Annotated in this window: 18 protein-coding genes; 11 read left to right on the top strand and 7 right to left on the bottom strand. The window is 71.5% G+C overall.

Going from position 1 to position 19,143, the window contains the following annotated elements; all coding sequences use genetic code 11:
* Positions 1-31: 31 nt before the first annotated feature.
* Positions 32-832: an exodeoxyribonuclease III gene (locus ABZ876_RS10600; RefSeq protein WP_361777484.1), complete on the top strand. Its 801-nt coding sequence runs from the start codon at positions 32-34 to the stop codon at positions 830-832.
* Between the two features lie 30 nt (positions 833-862).
* On the opposite strand, the gene ABZ876_RS10595 is transcribed toward ABZ876_RS10600, so the two are convergent.
* The gene (locus ABZ876_RS10595; RefSeq protein ID WP_361777481.1) at positions 863-1,516 is read right to left on the bottom strand and encodes a MerR family transcriptional regulator; all 654 of its coding nucleotides are present in this window, start codon (positions 1,514-1,516) and stop codon (positions 863-865) included.
* A gap of 167 nt (positions 1,517-1,683) precedes the next feature.
* Between ABZ876_RS10595 and ABZ876_RS10590 the strand changes: the two genes are divergently transcribed.
* The 4 genes from ABZ876_RS10590 (at position 1,684) to ABZ876_RS10575 (ending at position 5,378) form a co-directional block, all read left to right on the top strand.
* Complete coding sequence (locus ABZ876_RS10590) at positions 1,684-3,219, top strand: NAD(P)/FAD-dependent oxidoreductase (protein ID WP_361777479.1); 1,536 nt, start codon at positions 1,684-1,686, stop codon at positions 3,217-3,219.
* The gene (locus ABZ876_RS10585) at positions 3,216-4,142 is read left to right on the top strand and encodes an alpha/beta hydrolase (RefSeq protein ID WP_361777476.1); all 927 of its coding nucleotides are present in this window, start codon (positions 3,216-3,218) and stop codon (positions 4,140-4,142) included. Before ABZ876_RS10590 ends, ABZ876_RS10585 begins: the two co-directional genes overlap by 4 nt.
* Positions 4,139-5,023, top strand: coding sequence for an SDR family oxidoreductase (locus ABZ876_RS10580; RefSeq protein WP_361777473.1), 885 nt, complete (start codon positions 4,139-4,141; stop codon positions 5,021-5,023). The genes ABZ876_RS10585 and ABZ876_RS10580 overlap by 4 nt, the downstream gene beginning before the upstream one ends.
* A gap of 76 nt (positions 5,024-5,099) precedes the next feature.
* Complete coding sequence (locus ABZ876_RS10575) at positions 5,100-5,378, top strand: hypothetical protein (protein ID WP_361777470.1); 279 nt, start codon at positions 5,100-5,102, stop codon at positions 5,376-5,378.
* Between the two features lie 62 nt (positions 5,379-5,440).
* Here ABZ876_RS10575 and ABZ876_RS10570 read toward each other — a convergent pair whose 3' ends face one another.
* Positions 5,441-9,166, bottom strand: a complete 3,726-nt coding sequence (locus ABZ876_RS10570; RefSeq protein WP_361777467.1) for a S41 family peptidase — start codon at positions 9,164-9,166, stop codon at positions 5,441-5,443.
* A 211-nt stretch (positions 9,167-9,377) separates the two neighbouring features.
* On the opposite strand from ABZ876_RS10570, the gene ABZ876_RS10565 reads away from it, so the two are divergent.
* The gene (locus tag ABZ876_RS10565) at positions 9,378-9,977 is read left to right on the top strand and encodes a TetR/AcrR family transcriptional regulator (RefSeq protein ID WP_361777464.1); all 600 of its coding nucleotides are present in this window, start codon (positions 9,378-9,380) and stop codon (positions 9,975-9,977) included.
* Between the two features lie 101 nt (positions 9,978-10,078).
* Positions 10,079-12,289 (top strand): MMPL family transporter, encoded by a 2,211-nt coding sequence (locus tag ABZ876_RS10560; protein WP_361777461.1) that lies wholly within the window; start codon positions 10,079-10,081, stop codon positions 12,287-12,289.
* A gap of 158 nt (positions 12,290-12,447) precedes the next feature.
* On the opposite strand, the gene ABZ876_RS10555 is transcribed toward ABZ876_RS10560, so the two are convergent.
* Together ABZ876_RS10555 and ABZ876_RS10550 are read right to left on the bottom strand one after the other, a co-directional pair.
* Positions 12,448-12,615 carry a hypothetical protein gene (locus tag ABZ876_RS10555; protein WP_361777458.1) on the bottom strand — a complete coding sequence of 56 codons (168 nt, stop codon included), beginning with the start codon at positions 12,613-12,615 and terminating at the stop codon, positions 12,448-12,450.
* Positions 12,616-12,721: 106 nt separating this feature from the next.
* Positions 12,722-13,066, bottom strand: a complete 345-nt coding sequence (locus ABZ876_RS10550; protein WP_361777455.1) for an SsgA family sporulation/cell division regulator — start codon at positions 13,064-13,066, stop codon at positions 12,722-12,724.
* A 166-nt stretch (positions 13,067-13,232) separates the two neighbouring features.
* Between ABZ876_RS10550 and ABZ876_RS10545 the strand changes: the two genes are divergently transcribed.
* The 4 genes from ABZ876_RS10545 (at position 13,233) to ABZ876_RS10530 (ending at position 17,134) form a co-directional block, all read left to right on the top strand.
* On the top strand, positions 13,233-14,267 hold the full coding sequence (locus ABZ876_RS10545; RefSeq protein ID WP_361777452.1) for an energy-coupling factor ABC transporter permease: 1,035 nt from the start codon (positions 13,233-13,235) through the stop codon (positions 14,265-14,267).
* 1 nt (position 14,268) lies between these two features.
* Positions 14,269-15,030, top strand: a complete 762-nt coding sequence (gene cbiQ, locus ABZ876_RS10540; protein ID WP_361777449.1) for a cobalt ECF transporter T component CbiQ — start codon at positions 14,269-14,271, stop codon at positions 15,028-15,030.
* Positions 15,018-15,785, top strand: coding sequence for an ABC transporter ATP-binding protein (locus ABZ876_RS10535; RefSeq protein WP_361777446.1), 768 nt, complete (start codon positions 15,018-15,020; stop codon positions 15,783-15,785). The genes cbiQ and ABZ876_RS10535 overlap by 13 nt, the downstream gene beginning before the upstream one ends.
* A 191-nt stretch (positions 15,786-15,976) precedes the next feature.
* Positions 15,977-17,134, top strand: coding sequence for a serine hydrolase domain-containing protein (locus ABZ876_RS10530; RefSeq protein WP_361778115.1), 1,158 nt, complete (start codon positions 15,977-15,979; stop codon positions 17,132-17,134).
* A gap of 139 nt (positions 17,135-17,273) precedes the next feature.
* On the opposite strand, the gene ABZ876_RS10525 is transcribed toward ABZ876_RS10530, so the two are convergent.
* The 3 genes from ABZ876_RS10525 to ABZ876_RS10515 all read right to left on the bottom strand — a co-directional run bounded on the left by ABZ876_RS10525 (position 17,274) and on the right by ABZ876_RS10515 (position 18,978).
* Entirely contained in the window at positions 17,274-17,549 is a 276-nt protein-coding gene (locus tag ABZ876_RS10525; protein WP_361777443.1) for a DUF1876 domain-containing protein, read from the bottom strand.
* Positions 17,550-17,649: 100 nt separating this feature from the next.
* Positions 17,650-18,072 (bottom strand): PPOX class F420-dependent oxidoreductase, encoded by a 423-nt coding sequence (locus ABZ876_RS10520; RefSeq protein WP_361777440.1) that lies wholly within the window; start codon positions 18,070-18,072, stop codon positions 17,650-17,652.
* Between the two features lie 15 nt (positions 18,073-18,087).
* Positions 18,088-18,978 (bottom strand): NAD(P)-dependent oxidoreductase, encoded by an 891-nt coding sequence (locus ABZ876_RS10515; RefSeq protein ID WP_361778112.1) that lies wholly within the window; start codon positions 18,976-18,978, stop codon positions 18,088-18,090.
* Between the last annotated feature and the right edge of the window lie 165 nt (positions 18,979-19,143).

The raw sequence follows: 19,143 nt of genomic DNA, 5'->3' as shown, positions 1-19,143 counted from the left end.
GTCCCTCCCAGTGTGCCGGTAGGGTTCCGGCGTGCTGACTGTGACCTCCGTGAATGTGAACGGGATCCGGGCCGCCGCGAAGAAGGGGTTCGTGGAGTGGCTGGCCGGGACCTCGGCCGATGTGCTGTGCCTTCAGGAGGTCCGGGCCGAACCCGGGCAGATTCCCGTGGACGTGCGGACGCCCGACGGATGGCATGCCGTGCACGCGCCCGCCGCCGCCAAGGGGCGCGCCGGGGTGTCGCTCTACACGCGCCGCGAGCCGGACCGCGTCCGCGTGGGGTTCGGGTCGGCAGAGTTCGACGGCAGCGGACGGTACATCGAGGCGGACCTGCCCGGTGTCACCGTCGCCAGCCTCTATCTGCCCTCCGGCGAGGTCGGCACCGAACGCCAGGACGAGAAGGTCAGGTTCATGGCCGAGTTCCTCGGCTATCTGAAGGAGCTGCGGGGGCGGGCGGCCGCCGACGGACGCGAGGTCCTCGTGTGCGGCGACTGGAACATCGCGCACCGCGAGGCCGACCTCAAGAACTGGCGCGGCAACCAGAAGAACTCCGGCTTCCTGCCCCAGGAGCGGGAGTGGCTGAGCCGGGTCTTCGATCCCGAGGACGGCGGTTACGTCGACGTGGTGCGGGCGCTGCACCCCGACGCGGAGGGGCCGTACACCTGGTGGTCCTACCGGGGGCGCGCCTTCGACAACGACTCGGGGTGGCGGATCGACCTGGCCGTGGCGACCCCCGGACTCGCCGGCCGGGCCGTCAAGGCCGTGGTGGAGCGGGCGGCCTCCCATGGCGAGCGGTGGTCCGATCACGCTCCCGTGACGGTGGCCTTCGAGTGACCCGGGCGAGGGCCTGACGGCCGGGCGGTCCTACGCCCCACGCAGGCGGCGGTCCAGGGCCAGTGAGAGTTCCGCGTCCACCACGCTCTTGGCCAGCGGCCGCAGGCGCTCGGCGTCCTCGGGGGAGCGTTGGTGTGCGCTCATCAGGTCCGCGAAGACATCCGCCAGGGCCTCCGTGTGGTCGCGCACGCGGCGGGCGGCGGCCAGGACGTCCGCGAGCGGGATGCCCTCGCGGACCAGCGCCGCCGAGACGTCGAGGAGCCGACGGCTGATGTGGACGATCTTGCCGCCGTCCGTGCCGAGGTAGCCGAGCTCGAGGGCCGCGGCGAGGTTCTCCGGGGTCGCCTCGGCGCCGAACTCGTCGGCCAGGGCCTCCGGGGTGAGGCGGACCGGGGTCTCCTCGGTGGGCGCGCCGAGCCCCAGCAGATCGCCGACGTCGCGCCCGTGGTCGAACGCCTCGGCGAGCTCGGCGATGCCGCTGAGGGTGTGGCCGCGCTCCAGAAGCGCCGAGATCGTGCGCAGTCGGGCCAGATGGGTGTCGTCGTACCAGGCGATACGGCCCACGCGGCGCGGCGGCTGGATCAGCTTGCGCTCGCGATAGAAGCGCAGGGTGCGCACCGTGATGCCGGCCTCTTTGGCCAGCTCCTCCATGCGGTACTCGCGCCGCTCCCCGTCCTCTGCCACGCCCGCACCCTACGTCGTACCGTCGGTAACTTTCCTCGTACCGCCCTCTACCCATCGGTACGCCGCTGCCCTACTCTCCCCACTATGCCAGTGTCTACTGGCATAGTCGTAGCGGCTCCCCTGACCAGGCGCCAGGTGAGCCGGCCCAGGGACCGGGAGGCTTCGGGATGGCCGAGCACGAACATGTGCCTCATGTACGGGTGGCGGTGATCGGGTCCGGATTCGGCGGGCTGGGGGCCGCCGTGCGGCTGCGCCGGGAGGGCGTCACCGACTTCGTCGTCCTGGAGCGGGCGAGCGGCGTCGGCGGGACCTGGCGCGACAACAGCTACCCCGGCTGCGCATGTGACGTCCCGTCGCATCTGTACTCGTTCTCGTTCGCGCCCAACCCCGACTGGCCCCGCACCTTCTCCGGGCAGGAGCACATCCGCGCCTATCTGGAGCATGTGGCGGACGTCTTCGGGCTGCGGCCCCACCTCCGCTTCGACTCCGAAGTGAAGCTCATGACCTGGGACGGCGAGAAGCTGCACTGGGCGATCGAGACCAGCAGCGGGCCGCTCACCGCAGATGTCGTCGTCTCCGCCACCGGACCGCTGTCCGACCCGAAGATCCCGGCCGTTCCGGGCCTGGACGGTTTCCCGGGGAAGATCTTCCACTCCGCCCGCTGGGACCACGACCACGATCTGCGCGGCAAGCGCGTCGCCATGATCGGTACGGGGGCCTCCGCGATCCAGATCGTTCCCGAGATACAGCCGGTCGTCGGCAGGCTCACCGTCTTCCAGCGCACACCGCCGTGGGTGATGCCCCGCGTCGACCGCGACATCAGCGGCCTGGAGCGCCGGCTGCACCGCGCCCTGCCGTTCACCACGCAGCTGCGCCGCGGCCTCCTGTGGGGCATCCGGGAACTTCAGGTCCAGGCGTTCACCAAGCACCCCGACGAGCTGGGCCTGATCGAGCGGATGGCCCGGCGGAACATCGCACGGGCGGTCAAGGACCCGGCGCTCCGGGCCAAGCTGACCCCGGACTACCGCATCGGCTGCAAGCGGATCCTGCTCTCCAACTCGTACTATCCGGCGCTCACCCGGCCCAATGTGGAGGTCGTCGCATCCGGGCTGAGCGAGGTCCGCGGCCCGACCCTGATCGCCGCGGACGGCACCGAGACCGAGGCCGATGTGATCGTCTTCGGCACCGGCTTCCACGTCACGGACATGCCGATCGCCGATCGGGTGGTCGGCGCCGAGGGGCGGACGCTCGCCCGGTCCTGGAGCGGCGGCATGAAGGCGCTGCGTGGCGCGACCGCCGCCGGGTTCCCCAACTGGATGTCGATCATCGGGCCCAACACCGGTCTCGGGAACTCCTCGATGATCCTGATGATCGAGTCCCAGTTGAACTACATGGCCGACTTCCTGCGGCAGTTGGACGTGCTCGGCGGCCGGGTCGCGCTCGACGCCCGGCCGGCCGCCGTCGACGCCTGGAACCACAAGGTGCAGGAGCGTATGAAGCGCACGGTGTGGAACACCGGCGGCTGCACCAGCTGGTACCTCGACGCGAGCGGCCGCAACACCACCATCTGGCCGGGTACGACAACGGAGTTCCGCAGCGCGACCCGCCGGGTCGATCTGGGAGAGTACGAGGCGGTCCGGGCCTCCCGGACGCCCCGGCAGGACGAGCGCCCCGCCGGGGCGAGGACGGAGGCGCCCGCATGAGCCGGCCGGCGTATGTCACGAGCGGGGCGTACGCGCCGCCCGCCCCCGCCCGGGAGCTGACCGTCCGCTCGGTCGACGGCGCCCGGCTGCACGTCGAGGTCCACGGACCCGAGGGCGCGCCCCCGGTGGTCCTCGCCCATGGCTGGACCTGCTCGACCGCCTTCTGGGCGGCGCAGATCCGGGACCTCGCCGCCGATCACCGGGTGATCGCCTACGACCAGCGGGGACACGGGCGCAGTCCCGCGAGCCCCACGTGCACCCCCGAAGCACTCGCCGACGACCTGGAAGCGGTGCTCTCCGCCACGCTCGCGCCGGGCGAGAAGGCCGTGGTCGTGGGGCACTCCATGGGCGGGATGACGGTGCTGGCCGCGGCCGCGCGCGCCCGCTTCCGGGCGCACACGGCGGCTGTTCTGTTGTGCAGTACGGGGAGTGCGCGCCTGGTTGCCGAGGCTCGTGTACTGCCGATGCGCGCCGGGCGCGTGCGCACCTGGCTCACGGCGCGCGTGCTAGGCTCCCGCGCCCCGCTCGGGCCGGTCACACCGCTGTCCCTGCGCATCCTCAAGTACGCCACCATGGGCGCCCGTTCGGCGCCCGCCATGGTGGAGGCGTGCGCGCGGGTCGTGCACGGCTGCCCGCGGGAAGTGCGTCACACCTGGTCGCGCATGCTGGAGGCGCTGGATCTGGAGAGCGGCGTAGCGGAGTTGAGCGTTCCGACGGAGGTCCTGGTCGGCACCGCCGACCGGCTCACCCCGCCGGTGCACACACGGGCGCTGGTCGCTTCGCTGCCCCACTGCGTGGGCAGCACGGAACTGCCGGGGCTCGGCCATATGACCCCGGTGGAGGCGCCGGAGCTGGTGACCGGGAAGATCCGAAAACTCGTCGTGGCATACGCGAAAGACGCACAGGTCAGGGAGGGCGCATGAGCAGGGTGAGCCTGGAGGGCCGGGTGGCGGTCGTCACCGGTGCCGCGCGGGGCGTCGGCGAACTGCTGGCCCGCAAGCTGTCGGTCCGCGGGGTGAGGGTCGCGCTCGTCGGTCTCGAGGCGGACGCGCTCAAGCGGGTCTCCGAGGGGCTGTACGGGGACAGCGGCCACTGGTACGCCGATGTCACCGACCAGGAGGCGATGACGCGCGTCGCGGGGGAGGTGCGGGAGCGGTTCGGAAAGGTGGACATCGTGGTCGCCAACGCGGGTGTGGCCAACGGAGGGCCGTTCGCCGCATCCGATCCCGAGGCATGGCGGCGGGTGATCGAGGTCAATCTCATCGGCTCGGCCGTCACGGCCCGCTCCTTCCTGCCGGCGCTGATCGAGAGCCGCGGCTATCTGCTCCAGATCGCCTCGCTCGCGGCGATCACGCCCGCGCCGATGATGACGGCCTACTGCGCGTCCAAGTCGGGCGTGGAGGCGTACGCACACAGCCTGCGCGCCGAGGTCGCGCACCACGGCGTACGCGTCGGCGTCGGATACCTGTCCTGGACCGACACGGACATGGTGCGGGGGGCCGACCGGGACGACGTCATGCGGGAGTTGCGGCAGCGACTGCCGTGGCCGTCCAGCAAGACGTATCCGCTGGGACCGGCGGTGGACCGGATCGTGACCGGGATCGAGCGGCGGTCGAGCCATGTCTACGGGCAGGCGTGGCTGCGCGGGATGCAGGCCGTGCGCGGCTATCTGCCCGGGATCATCGCCACGGTGGGACAGCGGGAGATGCGGCGCTTCGAGCCGCGGCTCAAGGCGGTGCGGACGGGGCTGGTGGGCGCCGGCGGGGAGGCCGATGAGCAGCATCGCCATACGCTGCGTAACTGATCGAAATGCGTGCTTTGTCGGTGCGTGTAAGTCTGGTCGAGCCCGATCCCCTCACCCACTACGGGAGTGAACCCACATGGGCATGAAGGACCAGTTCCAGGACAAGGCCGAACAGGTGAAGCAGCAGGCCAAGCAGAAGACGCAGCAGGCGAAGCAGCAGGCGCAAGAGCGTGGCCGGCAGGGTCAGGAGCGCGGCCAGCAGGGTCAGGAGCGCGGCCAGCAGGCTCAGGAGCGTGGCCGGCAGGGTCAGGAGCGCGGCCAGCAGGCCCAGCAGCGCGGCCGGCAGCGCGAAGACGACACGCGACGGCTGCAGGACGACGCGGAGGACCGCTTCAACCAGGACTACGACATGTAGTTCGCCGTCCGGTCTTGACCCGCGTGGGGCGTCCCCCTCCGGAGGGGGACGCCCCACGCGCGCTAACCCGTCGTCCGCGGCGGCAGTTTCGGGCGGGCTCTGTCCGGGACGTCGCTGTAGTCCGGTGGTGTGGCCGGCGGTTGGGTGTGCAGCAGATCCAGGGCGAGCCGGACCGCGTCGTCCAACTGCTTCTGACGGCCCTCCGCCCAGTCCAGCGGGGTGCGCAGAATCTCCAGGTCCGGGTCGACTCCGTGGTTCTCGATCGACCAGCCGTACGCCTCGAACCAGGCCGCGTTCATCGGGACCGTGATCACCGTGCCGTCACCCAGTCGGTGGCGGCCCGTCATGCCGACCACACCGCCCCAGGTGCGCTGGCCCACCACCGGGCAGAGCTTCAGCACCTTGAACGCCGCCGTGATCATGTCGCCGTCGGAGGCCGTGGCCTCGTCGGCGAGCGCGACGATCGGCCCGCGCGGCGCGTTCGAGGGGTACGACACCGGCTGGGCGTTGCGTGTCAGGTCCCAGCCCAGGATCTTGCGCGTCAGCTTCTCGATGACCAGTTCGCTGATGTGGCCGCCCGCGTTGCCCCGTACGTCCACGATGAGCGCCGGCAGCGAGACCTCCTTCCGCACGTCCCGGTTGAACTGCGCCCAGCCCGAGCCCCCCAAGTCCGGGATGTGCAGATATCCGCAGCGGCCTCCGCTCAGCTCGCGTACGACCGACCGGCGTTTGGCCACCCAGTCCTGGTAGCGCAACGGCCGCTCGTCGACCAGCGGAACCACCGCGACCCTGCGCGGCGGCCCCCCGCCGCCCTCGGCCGGCCGGAACGTCAGCTCGACCGTCGTACCGCCCGCGCCCGCCAGCAGCGGATACGGTCCCCTCACCGGATCCACCGGCCGTCCGTCCACATGGGTCAGGACGGCTCCCTCCCGGATCCCCGTACCCGCCAGCGGCGAGCGCGCCTTGGAGTCCGAGGACTCGCCCGGCAGGATCCGCTTCACCACCCAGCTGCCGTCACGGCACACGAAATTGGCGCCGAGCAGGCCCTGGTGGCGCTGGTAGTGGGCCGGCCCCTCGTTGCGCCGTGCCGCTGCCACATACGCGTGCGAGGTGCCCAGTTCGCCCAGTACCTCCCGCAGCAGGTCGGCGAACTCGTCCGGCGACGCGACCCGTTCGACCAGCGGGCGGTACTGCTCCAGAATCCCGTCCCAGTCGAGCCCGCACATGTGCGGCTCCCAGAAGTACGCCCGTATGAGGCGGCCCGCCTCCGCGTACGCCTGCCGCCACTCCGCCGCCGGGTCCACCTCGTGCATGATGCGCCGCGTGTCGATCCAGACCGAGGTGTCGCTGTCGCCGACCTCCGTCGAGGGAACCGCCCGCAGATCGCCCTCGTCGACGACCACCAGCCGCGTTCCGTCCCCGCTCACCGCATACCAGTCAAGATGGCCCACCAGTTCGGACTTCTTGGCCTTGCTGATCGTGAAGTGCTCGAGGGTGGGACGGCCGGAGGTGTCGTCCGGGTTCACGAACGTCTCGCCGAGTGCCCCGGAGATCGGCCAGCGCAGCCAGACCAGCCCGCCGCCCGCCACCGGGTGCAGCGACGAGTACTTCGACGCCGCGACCGGGAACGGCGTCACCCGGCTGGCCAGGCCCTCGACCTCGACGGTCACCACCCCGTCGCCCTCCTCTTCCTCCAGCGGGTCCAGGCCGCCGGCCGCGGGGCGTCCCTCCGGGTTCAGCGCGAAGGGGGAAGGGGTCGCCGACGACAGCGGAACCAGGTAGGGGCGGCAGCCGAGCGGGAAGGACAGGTCCCCGGTGTGCACGTCGTACACCGGGTCGAACCCGCGCCAGGACAGGAACGCCAGATAGCGGCCGTCCCGGGTGAACACCGGATTCTCGTCCTCGAAGCGGCCGTTGGTGACATCGACGGTGAGCCGGTCCTTTATCCGTGCCATCTTGATCTGCCGCAGCGACCGGCCGATCCCCGGGTGCGACCACGTCAGCCAGGCCCCGTCCGGGGAGAACGCGAGATCCCGCACCGGGCCGTTGACCGACCGGATCAGCTCGATGACTCCCTCGCTCGTGGTCCCGGTCCCCGCGGAGTTCGCCGTCGCCTCCGGCGAGCCGCTGGTCGTCTCCGGGGAGTCGCTGGTCGTCTCCGGGGAGTCGTCTGTTGTCTCCGGGGAGTCGTCTGTTGTCTCCGTCGAGCCACTGGTCGTCCTCGCGGAGCCGTCTGTCGACTTCGCCAGGCCGCCGGTCGTACCCGCCGCGTCGCCGGTCGTACCCGCCGCGTCGCCGGTCGTGCCCGCGTCGCCGGTCGTGCCCGCGGACTCCTGCATCGTGGTCTTCTGCGCCGCAGCGGTGGTCTTCCGCGCGGGGGCTTCCCCCTCTGCCACAGCGGTTTCGCCGTCAGCCGCAGCGGCCTCGGCGGCCCCTGTCGTCTCCTCCGCCGCACGGGCCGCCTCTCCCGCCGCACCCGCCGCCTCTCCCGCCACACCGGCCGACTCCTCCGCGGCACCGGCCTCTTCCGGACCCTCCGCGTCGATCAGCAGCAGCCGCCCGTCGTGCGAGGCGACCGCGAGACGCTCGCCCTGTGGGTCCGACACCATCTCCAGGACCCGGCCCAGCTGCCCGGAGGCCAGCCTGCGCGGGGCAGGGTCGCCGGAGGCCCTCGGCAGATACGCGATCTCGATCGCGTCCTCGCCCTCCGCGTCGGTGACGTAGGCGACCTGCCCGCCGAGGCCCAGCATCTCCGGCAGCCGCACCCGGACGCCGGGTGTGTCCGTGATCGTTCGCGCGGGGCCGTCGCGGTGGGTGAGCCAGTACAGGCTGCCGCGGACGACGACCGCGCTGGCCCGGCCGGTCTCGTCCACAGAGATGCCGTCCAGGTGGTGCGCGGCCGGCACCTGGTACCTGCGGCGCCCCGCACGTGGCCCGCCCAGGCGTATGTCGAGGCGGCGCGGGACCGAGTCGGCGGACAGGTCGTCGACGATCCACAGGTCACCCGCGCACTGGTACACCACCCGTGAGCCGTCGCTGGAGGCGTGCCGGGCGTAGAAGGCGTCGTGGTCGCTGTGGCGGCGCAGGTCGGAGCCGTCGTAGGCGCACGAGTACAGGTTGCCGACGCCTTCGTGGTCGGAGAGGAAGGCGATCCGCCCGGCCACGAACATCGGCGAGCTGAGGTGGCCGTCGAGGTCGGCGAGCAGCCGTTGTCCGTGCAGCCAGAGCCGGCCCGTCGCGCCGCCGCGGTAGCGCTTCCAGGAGGCCGGTTCGTGCGGAGGGGTGCCGGTGAGCAGCAGGGTCATGTGCTCGTCGCCGATGTCGGCCACGGCGATGTCCGAGACGGGACCCCAGGGGAGCTTGCCGCCGGGGGCGCCGTCGGTGGGGACCTTGTAGGCCCAGGTGAAGTGGGTGAAGGGCTCGCCGTGCGAGGCGACGGCGAGAATGTGGGTGGTTCCGTCCTCGTCGGGGGGTGTCCAGCCGCAGACCCGGGTGTCGCCGCTGCCCCAGAACGTGAGCCGCCGGCTGGGACCGCCGTCCACCGGCGTCAGATGGATCTCGGGAACGAGGCTGCGCCAGCTCGTGTACGCGATGTGGCGGCCGTCCGGCGAGAAGCGGGGGTGACCGATCTTCGTGCGGTCGACGGTGAGCCGCCAGGCGCGGCCGGGTCCCTCCAGCGGGGCCACCCACAGGTCGTCCTCGGCGGCGAAGCAGAGTCGGTCGCCGTGCAGATGCGGGTAGTGGAGATAGCCGGGGCCGTTCTCGTACACGTCGCTCGTGTCGCTCACCTACCCATGCTTTTCCTGCCGACGGGTCGCGGCAACTCGTGGGCCGTTCAGGTGCTCGCGCGCACGCTGCATCGGTTGAGCGGCGAGTCCGTGATTCAGGGCACGTACGAAACGGTTTCGTTTCGCTCGCCGGGAGGAGTATCTTCCGTAGTACGAAAGGGTGTCGTTCGGAGCGTCGCCGCCCCGGACGCGAAGCAGGAAGGTGAGCCGCATGACTGAGACCGCAACGGCGCGGCGCAGTCGGATCACCCCGGAGCGCGAGGCCGAGCTGTACGAGGCCGTGCTCGACCTGCTCAGGGAGGTCGGGTACGACGCCCTGACGATGGACGCCGTGGCCGCCCGCACCCGGTCCAGCAAGGCCACCCTCTACCGCCAGTGGGGCGGCAAGGCCGAGCTGGTCGTGAAGGCCATCCGGCACGGTAAGCCGGGCCCCGTCGGCGATGTCGACACCGGCTCGCTCCGGGGCGACCTGCACGCCCTCGTGGCACGCGAGGACGACTGCGTCATGGAGCAGAACTCCGCTCTGATGCGGGGTGTCGCCATGGCGATGCACCACAACGACGACCTGCGCCGGGCGTTCCGGGAGCAGCTCATCGAACCCGAGATGGCGGAGTTCCAGCGTGTGCTGCAACGCGCCGTCGAGCGGGGCGAGATCCGTCCGGACTGTCCGGCGCTGGACTTCCTGGTGCACATGCTGGTCGGCGGCTTCGCCACCCGCACGCTGTTGGACGACCAGCCGCCGACCCAGGCCTTCCTCATCTCGTACCTCGACGCCGTGGTCCTCCCCGCCCTCGGCGCGCCCACCACCTGACCAGTCCCCGCAGCTAGCCCCCACCTGACGTCACCGCTCACGTCGTCGGGCTGATCAATCCTGCCCTGAACACCTCACGACATGACCGGGAGTACGCCCTCGTGGCCACGTTTCTCTACAGACTCGGCCGACTCGCCTTCCGGCGACGGCACTTCGTCGCCCTGATATGGGTGGCGCTGCTGACGCTCGCGGGCGTCGGCGCCGCCAGCGCCCCTGTAGCGGGCTCCTCTTCCTTCTCCGTCCCCGGCACCGAGGCCCAGAGGGCCTTCGACCTGCTGGAACAGCGCTTCCCCGGGATGAGCGCCGACGGGGCGACCGCACGTGTCGTCTTCAAGGCGCCGGGCGGGGAGAAGGTGACGGCGAAGGACAACAAGGCGGTCGTCGAGAAGACCGTCAGGGAACTGCGCGCCGGCTCCGAAGTCGTCTCCGTCGCCGACCCGTTCGCCGCCCACGCCGTCAGCAAGGACGGCTCGGTCGCCTACGCCCAGGTGAAGTACAAGGTCTCCGGCATGGAGCTGAAGGACGCCTCCAAGGACGCCCTGAAGGAGGCCGCGCAGAGCGCCCGGGGCAGCGGGCTGACCGTCGAGGTCGGCGGTGACGCGCTGTCGGCCGTGCCTGAGACCGGTTCGACCGAGATCATCGGCATCGCGGTCGCCGCGGTCGTTCTCGTCATCACCTTCGGTTCGCTGATGGCCGCCGGACTGCCCCTGCTCACCGCCCTGATCGGCGTCGGCATCGGCGTCTCCACGATCACGACGCTGGCGAACGCCCTGGACCTGGGCTCGACCACCTCCACGCTGGCGACGATGATCGGTCTCGCGGTGGGCATCGACTACGCGCTGTTCATCGTCTCCCGCTACCGGACGGAGCTGGCCGAGGGCCGTGAGCGTGAGGAGGCGGTCGGCCGGGCGGTCGGAACGGCGGGCTCGGCGGTGGTCTTCGCGGGCCTGACGGTCGTGATCGCGCTGGTGGGCCTGGCCGTGGTCAACATCCCGATGCTGACGAAGATGGGCGTCGCCGCGGCGGGCACGGTCGCCATCGCGGTCCTGATCGCGCTGACGATGATCCCGGCTCTGCTGGGCTACGCGGGCCGCAGGGTCAAGCCCGCTGGCGAGAAGAGCAGGCTGCTGGGCGGTGGGCGGGCCACCGCCGGCAAGGACCGGCCGAACATGGGCACGCGCTGGGCGAGCTTCGTCGTCCGCCGTCCGCTGGCCGTCCTGCTGCTGGGTGTCGTGGGGCTCGGCGCCGCGGCCGTTCCGGCGGCCCGGCTTCAGCTGGGCCTGCCGGACGACGGTTCGCAGCCGACGTCCACCACGCAGCGCCGGGCGTACGACCTGCTCTCCGAGGGCTTCGGTCCCGGGTTCAACGGGCCGCTGATGGTGGTCGTCGACGCTAAGGCCAGCGACGATCCGAAGGCGGCGGTCACCACGGTGACCAGCGACATCAAGGGCATGAAGGACGTCGTGACGGTGACGCCGGCGACGTACAACAAGTCCGGTGACACCGCCATGATCACCGTGATCCCCGGTTCCAAGCCGTCCTCCGGCACCACCGAGGACCTGGTGCACGGCATCCGTGACGCGGGCGTCGGCATCAAGGCGGACACCGATGCGAAGCTGCTGGTCACGGGCACGACTGCGATGAACATCGACGTCTCGCAGAAGCTGAACGACGCGCTGGTCCCCTATCTGGCGCTGGTGGTCGGCCTCGCCTTCCTCCTCCTGATCGTGGTCTTCCGCTCGATCCTGGTCCCGCTGAAGGCGGCGCTCGGCTTCCTGCTCTCGGTGACGGCGGCGCTCGGCGCGGTGGTCGCGGTCTTCCAGTGGGGCTGGCTGTCCGGACTGATGGGTGTCGAGGAGACCGGCCCGATCATGTCGATGATGCCGATCTTCATGATCGGCGTGGTCTTCGGCCTGGCGATGGACTACGAGGTCTTCCTGGTGACCCGGATGCGTGAGGCGTACGTCCACGGGGAGACCCCGGGCCAGGCGATCGTGACCGGCTTCAAGCACGGTGCCCGGGTCGTCACCGCGGCCGCGGTCATCATGATCGCCGTCTTCTCCGGCTTCATCGGCTCCAGCGAGTCGATGATCAAGATGATCGGCTTCGGTCTCGCGGTCGCGGTCTTCTTCGACGCGTTCGTGGTCCGCATGGCGCTCGTGCCGGCGATCCTGGCGCTCCTCGGCCGCAGGGCGTGGTGGCTGCCGAAATGGCTGGGCCGGGTCCTGCCCAATGTGGACGTCGAGGGTGAGAGCCTGCGCACCGCGGCCGACGCCGACCGCGGCTCGGACCGCGAGTTGGTACGGGCCTGATCGCCGCTGCCCGAACACGAACAGGGCGCCCCACCACCGGGTGGGGCGCCCTGCTGCCGTGCCGTGGGCGGCGTTCGGTGGTCCTACTCGGCCGGGCCGTCGTCGGCGAAGACTTCGGCGGCCGAGCCGGCGGGCTCTTCAGGGCTGCTACGAGGGCCTTAAGCATGGTCGACGCGGTGATCGCGGCTGTGCAGCATGGCGGATAAGACCGCCAGCGGGATGTCCCGGGCGGCCTCGGCGGGGTCATCGACGATGGGGACCTGGTCCGGTCCCAGGACCAGAGGACGCAGGGTCAGGGCGGACCACTCCGGCGGGCCGATGCTCACAGGCCGGGACGCCCACTCGGCGGTACCCCCGGTCCTGGCGGACCACGAGGAGGACGGGCGGCAGCCTGTACTCGGCGTGCGTGCTGCATGGGCGTAGAGGGCGGGGTCAGTGGAGTGCGGTCGCTCCCGCGAGATAGGTGCGCTGCAGGAAGTGCACCAGTTCCTTCGACTCGAACTGGACCACCTCCACCCCCCGCGCCGAGTGCAGCTCCATCACCGCCTGGACCCGGCCGCACGGCCAGATGCGGACGTCGCCGCGGCCCGCCGGGGCGCGCAGGCCCTTTTCCAGGAGCTCCCGGGAGAAGGCCCACTCGTGGGGGCCGGGGAGGCCGATGCGGACGGAGCGGGGGTCCCGGTCCGGGTCGTAGCGAAGGATCACGGGGACCGCGTCCGGGGCTTCCGGGGAGTCGGTGACGAGATGGGCTCGTGCGTACTGTTCCACCACGGACATCGGACCACTCCTCACGCCGCTCACCCGAGCAGGACCTGTGAATCCGCTTTCTGTGCCCCTTCCAATGTCGCATAGCGGGAGGAAAGCGGCGCCTGTCGCCTGGAATCTGCTCTCACTCTCTCCCAGCTCTTGCAAGCCATTCGCAATAAGCGGGTATCCTCCCTGCGTGCATGTGCCCGACGGATTCATCGACGCTCCCACCTCCGCCGCGACCGGCGTCCTCGCCGCGGGCGCCCTGGCGGTCAGCCTCAAGGGCGCCCGGCGTGAACTCGACGAACGGACCGCACCCCTGGCCGGCCTGGTGGCCGCCTTCATCTTCGCCGTGCAGATGCTGAACTTCCCGGTCGCCGCCGGCACCAGCGGTCATCTGCTCGGCGGGGCGCTCGCCGCCATCCTGGCCGGGCCGTTCACCGGCATCCTGTGCGTCTCCGTCGTGCTGCTGATGCAGGGCATCCTCTTCGCCGACGGCGGCCTGACCGCCCTGGGCGTCAACATCACCGACATGGCCATCGTGACGACCGTGGTCGCCTACGCCGTCTTCCGCGGGCTGGTCAAGGCCCTGCCCCGCACGCGTCGCTCGGTCACCGTCGCCTCCTTCCTCGCTGCCCTCGTCTCCGTCCCGGCCGCCGCCGTCGTCTTCACGCTGATCTACGCGATCGGCGGCACCACCGACGTCGCGATCGGCAAGGTCGCCACCGCGATGATCGGCGTTCATGTCCTCATCGGCATCGGCGAGGCCACCATCACCGCCCTCACGGTCGGCGCCGTCATCGCCGTACGGCCCGATCTCGTCCACGGGGCCCGGGGCCTCACGCAGCGCCTCAAGCTGCGCCTCGGCGGCGAACTGGTCGACGCGCCGGCAGCCACCTCCGAACCCGTCGCCGCCCGCTCCCGCCGCGGGCTGTGGATCACCGGCCTCGTCACGTCCCTCGTCCTCGCCGGTGTCGTCAGCTTCTATGCCTCCTCCAGCCCCGACGGCCTGGAAAAGGTCGCCGCCGACCAGGGCATCGACAAGAAGACCGAGCGGCACCCGAGCGCCGACTCCCCGCTCGCCGACTACTCCGTCAAGGACATCCGCGACGCCCGCCTCTCCGGCGGACTGGCGGGCGTGATCGGTGTCGGTGCCACCGTCGTCGCAGGCAGCGCGGTCTTCTGGGCCCTGCGCCGACGCCGTGGCGGCGAGCCCGTCGAGGCGGGCTGACGTGGGGGCCGGCCACGCGCACAGGCTCTACCGGCACGGGCACTCGCCCGTGCACACCCTGCCGCCGCACACCAAGCTCGCAGCCGCCTTCGCGTTCGTGGTGGTCGTGGTGTCGACGCCCCGCGAGGCCATATGGGCGTTCGCGCTGTACGCCGGCCTGCTCGGCCTCGTCGCGTACGCGGCCCGCGTCCCGGCCGCCTTCCTCCTGCGGCGGCTGCTGATCGAGGTACCTTTCGTCGCCTTCGCCGTGCTCATGCCGTTCGTGGCCGAGGGCGACCGCGTCGACGTCCTCGGCCTGTCGCTGAGCGTCAACGGACTGTGGGGGGCCTGGAACGTCCTCGCCAAGGGCACCCTCGGCGTGGCCGCCTCCGTGCTCCTGGCCGCCACCACCGAACTGCGCGAACTGCTCCTCGGACTCCAGCGGCTCAAGCTCCCCCCACTCCTCGTGCAGATCGCCTCCTTCATGATCCGCTACGGCGATGTCATCACCGACGAGATGCGGCGGATGCGGATCGCGCGGGAGTCGCGCGGCTTCGAGGCCAGGGGCGTACGGCACTGGGGGGTGCTCGCCAAGTCCGCGGGGGCGCTGTTCATCCGCTCGTACGAGCGCGGCGAGCGCGTGCACCTCGCGATGGTCAGCCGCGGCTATGCCGGTTCCCTGCCGGTCATCGACCAGGTGACCGCGTCCCGTGCCCAGTGGTCCTCCGCCCTGGCCCTGCCCTTCGCCGCCCTCGTCGTCTGCCTGCTGGGATGGACCCTGTGACACCTTCGCTGGAAGTGGCCCGACTGGCCTTCGCCTACCCCGACGGGCACCAGGCCCTCTACGGCGTCGACTTCTCGATCGGGCGCGGCGAGCGGGTCGCGCTGCTCGGGCCGAACGGCGCCGGGAAGACCACGCTCGTGCTGCACCTCAACGGCATCCTGAGCGGCGGCACCGGCACGGTGACGGTCGCCGGGCTGCCCGTCGGCAAGCGGCACATGGCCGAGATCCGCCGCAAGGTCGGCATCGTCTTCCAGGATCCGGACGACCAGCTCTTCATGCCCACGGTCCGCGAGGACGTGGCCTTCGGGCCCGCCACCGCCGGACTGAAGGGCGCGGAGCTCGAGGCCCGCGTCGACCGTGCCCTCGCACAGGTCGGCATGGCGGACTTCAAGGACCGCCCGCCGCACCACCTGTCCTTCGGCCAGCGTCGCCGGGTGGCGGTGGCGACCGTCCTCGCCATGGAGCCGGAGATCCTCGTCCTGGACGAGCCTTCGTCGAACCTCGACCCCGCCTCGCGGCGCGAACTCGCCGACATCCTGCGCTCGCTGGACGTCACGGTCCTCATGGTCACGCACGACCTGCCGTACGCGCTGGAGCTGTGCCCGCGCTCCCTGATCCTGAGCGAGGGCGTGATCGCGGCGGACGGGACGACGGCCGAGCTGCTCGCCGACGACGTACTCATGCGGGCCCACCGTCTGGAGCTGCCCTTCGGCTTCGATCCCCGATCCGTGCCGACGGGGGCGGGCCGTCCGTGACCGTGAGCGGGTGACCAACGAGGACCGTCGGCGAGGGCTCGCCACTGCTGGGCAAAGGCCGGGGGCCCCTCGGCTCGACGCTGCTGGGCAAAGTGGCAATGGCCGGGGCCCTTCGGCTCGACGAGTGAGGAATCGAAGGCCGGGCGCCCGTGTTTCACTCACTGTCGCAGGTGAGTGAAGGGAACGTGGACGTGGACGTGAACGGTGTGGTGGCCGAGGGCTTCGAGCCGGTCAGGGAAGCGTTCGTACGGAACTTCGAGGCGCTGGGGGAGCGCGGGGCGGCCGTCGCCGTGTACCGGGACGGACGCAAGGTCGTGGACCTGTGGGGCGGCAGCCGGGACGTCGACGGTACCCGGCCGTGGGAGCAGGGCACCGCACAGATCGTGCGCTCCGCCACCAAGGGGGTCGCCGCGGCCGTCCTGCTGATGCTGGCCGAGCGCGGTGAGCTGGACCTGGACGCGCCGGTCGGCCACTACTGGCCGGAGTTCAAGGCGCAGGGCAAGGAGCACACACTGGTGCGGCATGTGCTGGCGCACCGCGCCGGTGTGCCGGTGCTCGACCGTACGCTCACGCTCGCCGAGGCCGACGACCCGGATCTCGCCGCCGCCGTGCTGGCCGCGCAGGCACCCGCCTGGGAGCCCGGCACGGACCATGGCTACCACGCGCAGACGTACAGCTGGCTGACGGGCGAGCTGGTGCGGCGGACCACCGGCCGCTCGATCGGCGCGTGGATCGCCGACGAGATCGCCGGACCGCTGGGCCTCGACCTGTGGGTGGGGTTGCCCGAAACGCAGGCACACCGGGTGGGACGGGTCGGGCCCGTCGAGCCTCCGGCGCAGGACGGTGCGCTGCGCGCCCGCCCCAAGCGCGCGGTCGCCGAGGCGTACGCCGACCCCGCGAGCCTCACCCGCCGCGCCTTCGCCGCCATCACCCCGGGGCCCGACGAGAACGACCCCGCCTACCGCGCGGCGGTCCTGCCCGCGTCTAACGGCATCGCGACGGCGGACGGTCTCGCACGCTTCTACGCGGCGCTGAGCGGCGGGATCGACGGCGTACGGCTGTTCGCCCCCGAGACGCTGGAACGGGCCCGCGCGGAGGCCTCGGCCGGCCCGGACCGTGTGCTGGTCGTCACCACCCGCTTCGGCCTCGGCTACATGCTGCACGGCAGTGCGTCCCCGCTGCTCGGCCCCGGCTCCTTCGGCCACCCGGGCCGCGGCGGCGCGCTCGGCTTCGCGGACCCGGAGTCGGGCATCGCCTTCGGCTATGTCACGAACGGCTTCCGCAAAAGCGTGACGGCGGACCCGAGGGCGCAGGCACTGGTACGCGCGGTGCGCACCTCACTGGCGTAGACGGCGCGACGGGAGGCGTACGCGGCGCGGAGACACGACTGAGACGCAAAACTGCCCGCCCCCGAGGCCGTCCGCGGGGCAGGATGGAGCAGGCCGAGGCCCGGTCGCGCGGTCGCGTGCGGGCGTCGCCCTCAGGAGTTCAGTGCGTCAGTGGGCGCGACGACCTGCCCGACGCCTCGTCGATCTCATCGTGCGCCTTCGTGAGCAGCTGCATCGCCAGCTCGTTCAGCGCCCGCGCACCCGCGATCTCCTCCCCGACCCGGGGCTGATTCGAGTCGGTGTGGTGACGGCTGGCGTACCCGTGGGACCGTACTTCGTTCCCGTCGGGAAGCCGTACCAGTGCCGCCGCCCGCGTGCGCTCGTCGTCCTCCTCGAATTCCAGCTCGACATGCCATCCGACTGCGGTGTGCATCATGACGATCACCTCCGGAACCGCTGATTCCAGGGTGCTCCTCCTCGCCCTTGGACGCACGGCCTGAGCGGGTCCGGCTCCGCACGGGCACGCGGCGCACGGATCACGGGGACGCCTGGTCGCTGTCCTTCAACTCTCCCCAGCCGTGCCACCGGTCGACCTCGATCCAGGCACTGACCCGGGCCCGCGCACGTTCCGGGTAGGGCTTGCCGAGGTAGTGCCGGGAGAGGCGGTCGATGTCCGCGAGGCCCTCGTCGTCGTACATCTCCGTGACCCGGCCGAGGAGCGTGACATGGGTGTACCAGCTGCCATCGTCGAGGACGGTGAGGCTCACGCGCGGGTCCCGGCGCAGGTGATTCAGGCGGACCCGGCCCTCGTCCATGTTGACCAGCACCCGGCCGTCCTCCCACAAATACCAGGTGGGGGTGGAGACGGGCGCGCCGTCCGCGCGCAGGGTGGCGATGACACCGGGATTGGGACGGCGCAGCAGCGCCACGGCCTCGGCGGGAAGGGGCGGTTCGGACATGGGACCTCCTCGGCCTCAGGAACGGGGACTGTCGTCGAAGCTGGCGAAGTAGGCGGCGGCCATGTCCTCGTCCGCGTGGCCCTGGGCGGCCGCGCGACGGAGGCGCTCGGCGGTCGCGGCGGCCACGTCGAGGCGGACACCGCTCGTCTGCCCGGCCCGCACGATCAGACGGGCGTCCTTCTCCGCGGTCGCCACCGCGAAACTGGGCGGGGTCAGCTTGCCGCCGAGGATGACGTCGGCCTTCGCGCGCAGATAGCCCATGTCGAGCGGGCCGCCCCCGATGAGGTCGAAGAAGCGGTCCGGGTCCACGCCCAGGCCCCGGGCCAGGGCCAGTACCTCGCCGCCCGCCGCGGTCACCGCGAGGACCCAGCTGTTGGTGACCAGCTTGAGGCGGGTGGCGCCCGCCTCGGCGCCCTCCTCGCCGATCCACATCGTCCGGGCGCCGACCGCGTCGAAGACGGGCGTGACCGTGTCCCGGCTCTCGGCGGGGCCCGCGGCCAGCACGGTCAGCTGGCCGGCCTCCGCGGGCTCGCGGGTACCGAGCACCGGGGCGTCGTAGAAGACCAGACCGTGTTCGCGGGCGAAGCCGGCCAGCACGGTGACGGAGTCGAGCCCCGCGGTCGTCGACTGGGCCCAGACGGTGCCGGGGCGCAGGGCGGGTGCGGCCTCGCGCATGACCTCCAGGACCGCGGGGCCGTCGTAGAGCATGGTCAGGACGACGTCGGCGTCCCGCACGGCCTCGGCGGGCGAGTCGACGACGTGCGCGCCGTCCGCGGCCAGGGGTTCGGCCTTGGCGCGGGTCCGGTTCCAGGCACGGACGGTGTGTCCGGCGCGGGCGATGTTGCGGGCCATCGCGGCCCCCATGATTCCGGTGCCCAGGACGCTCACGGTGAGCTGGTCGGTCATGACGTCGACTTCCTGATCCATACGGTGGACAGTGCGCTTCGGCAAGCTCGCCGAGGATCATGCTCGCTCAGGACCATGCTCGGACTCCTCACTCAGGGGCGAACCTTCCCGAAGGCGGCGCGGACAAGCCCCCGGAGCCGCGCCTGGCGGCCGGTCGGGTGCCTC

The organism is Streptomyces sp. NPDC046931 (assembly GCF_040644655.1).
Taxonomy (GTDB): domain Bacteria; phylum Actinomycetota; class Actinomycetes; order Streptomycetales; family Streptomycetaceae; genus Streptomyces.
The sequence above is the reverse complement of the archived record's forward strand: the minus strand, read 5'-3'. Positions and strand labels throughout refer to the sequence as shown.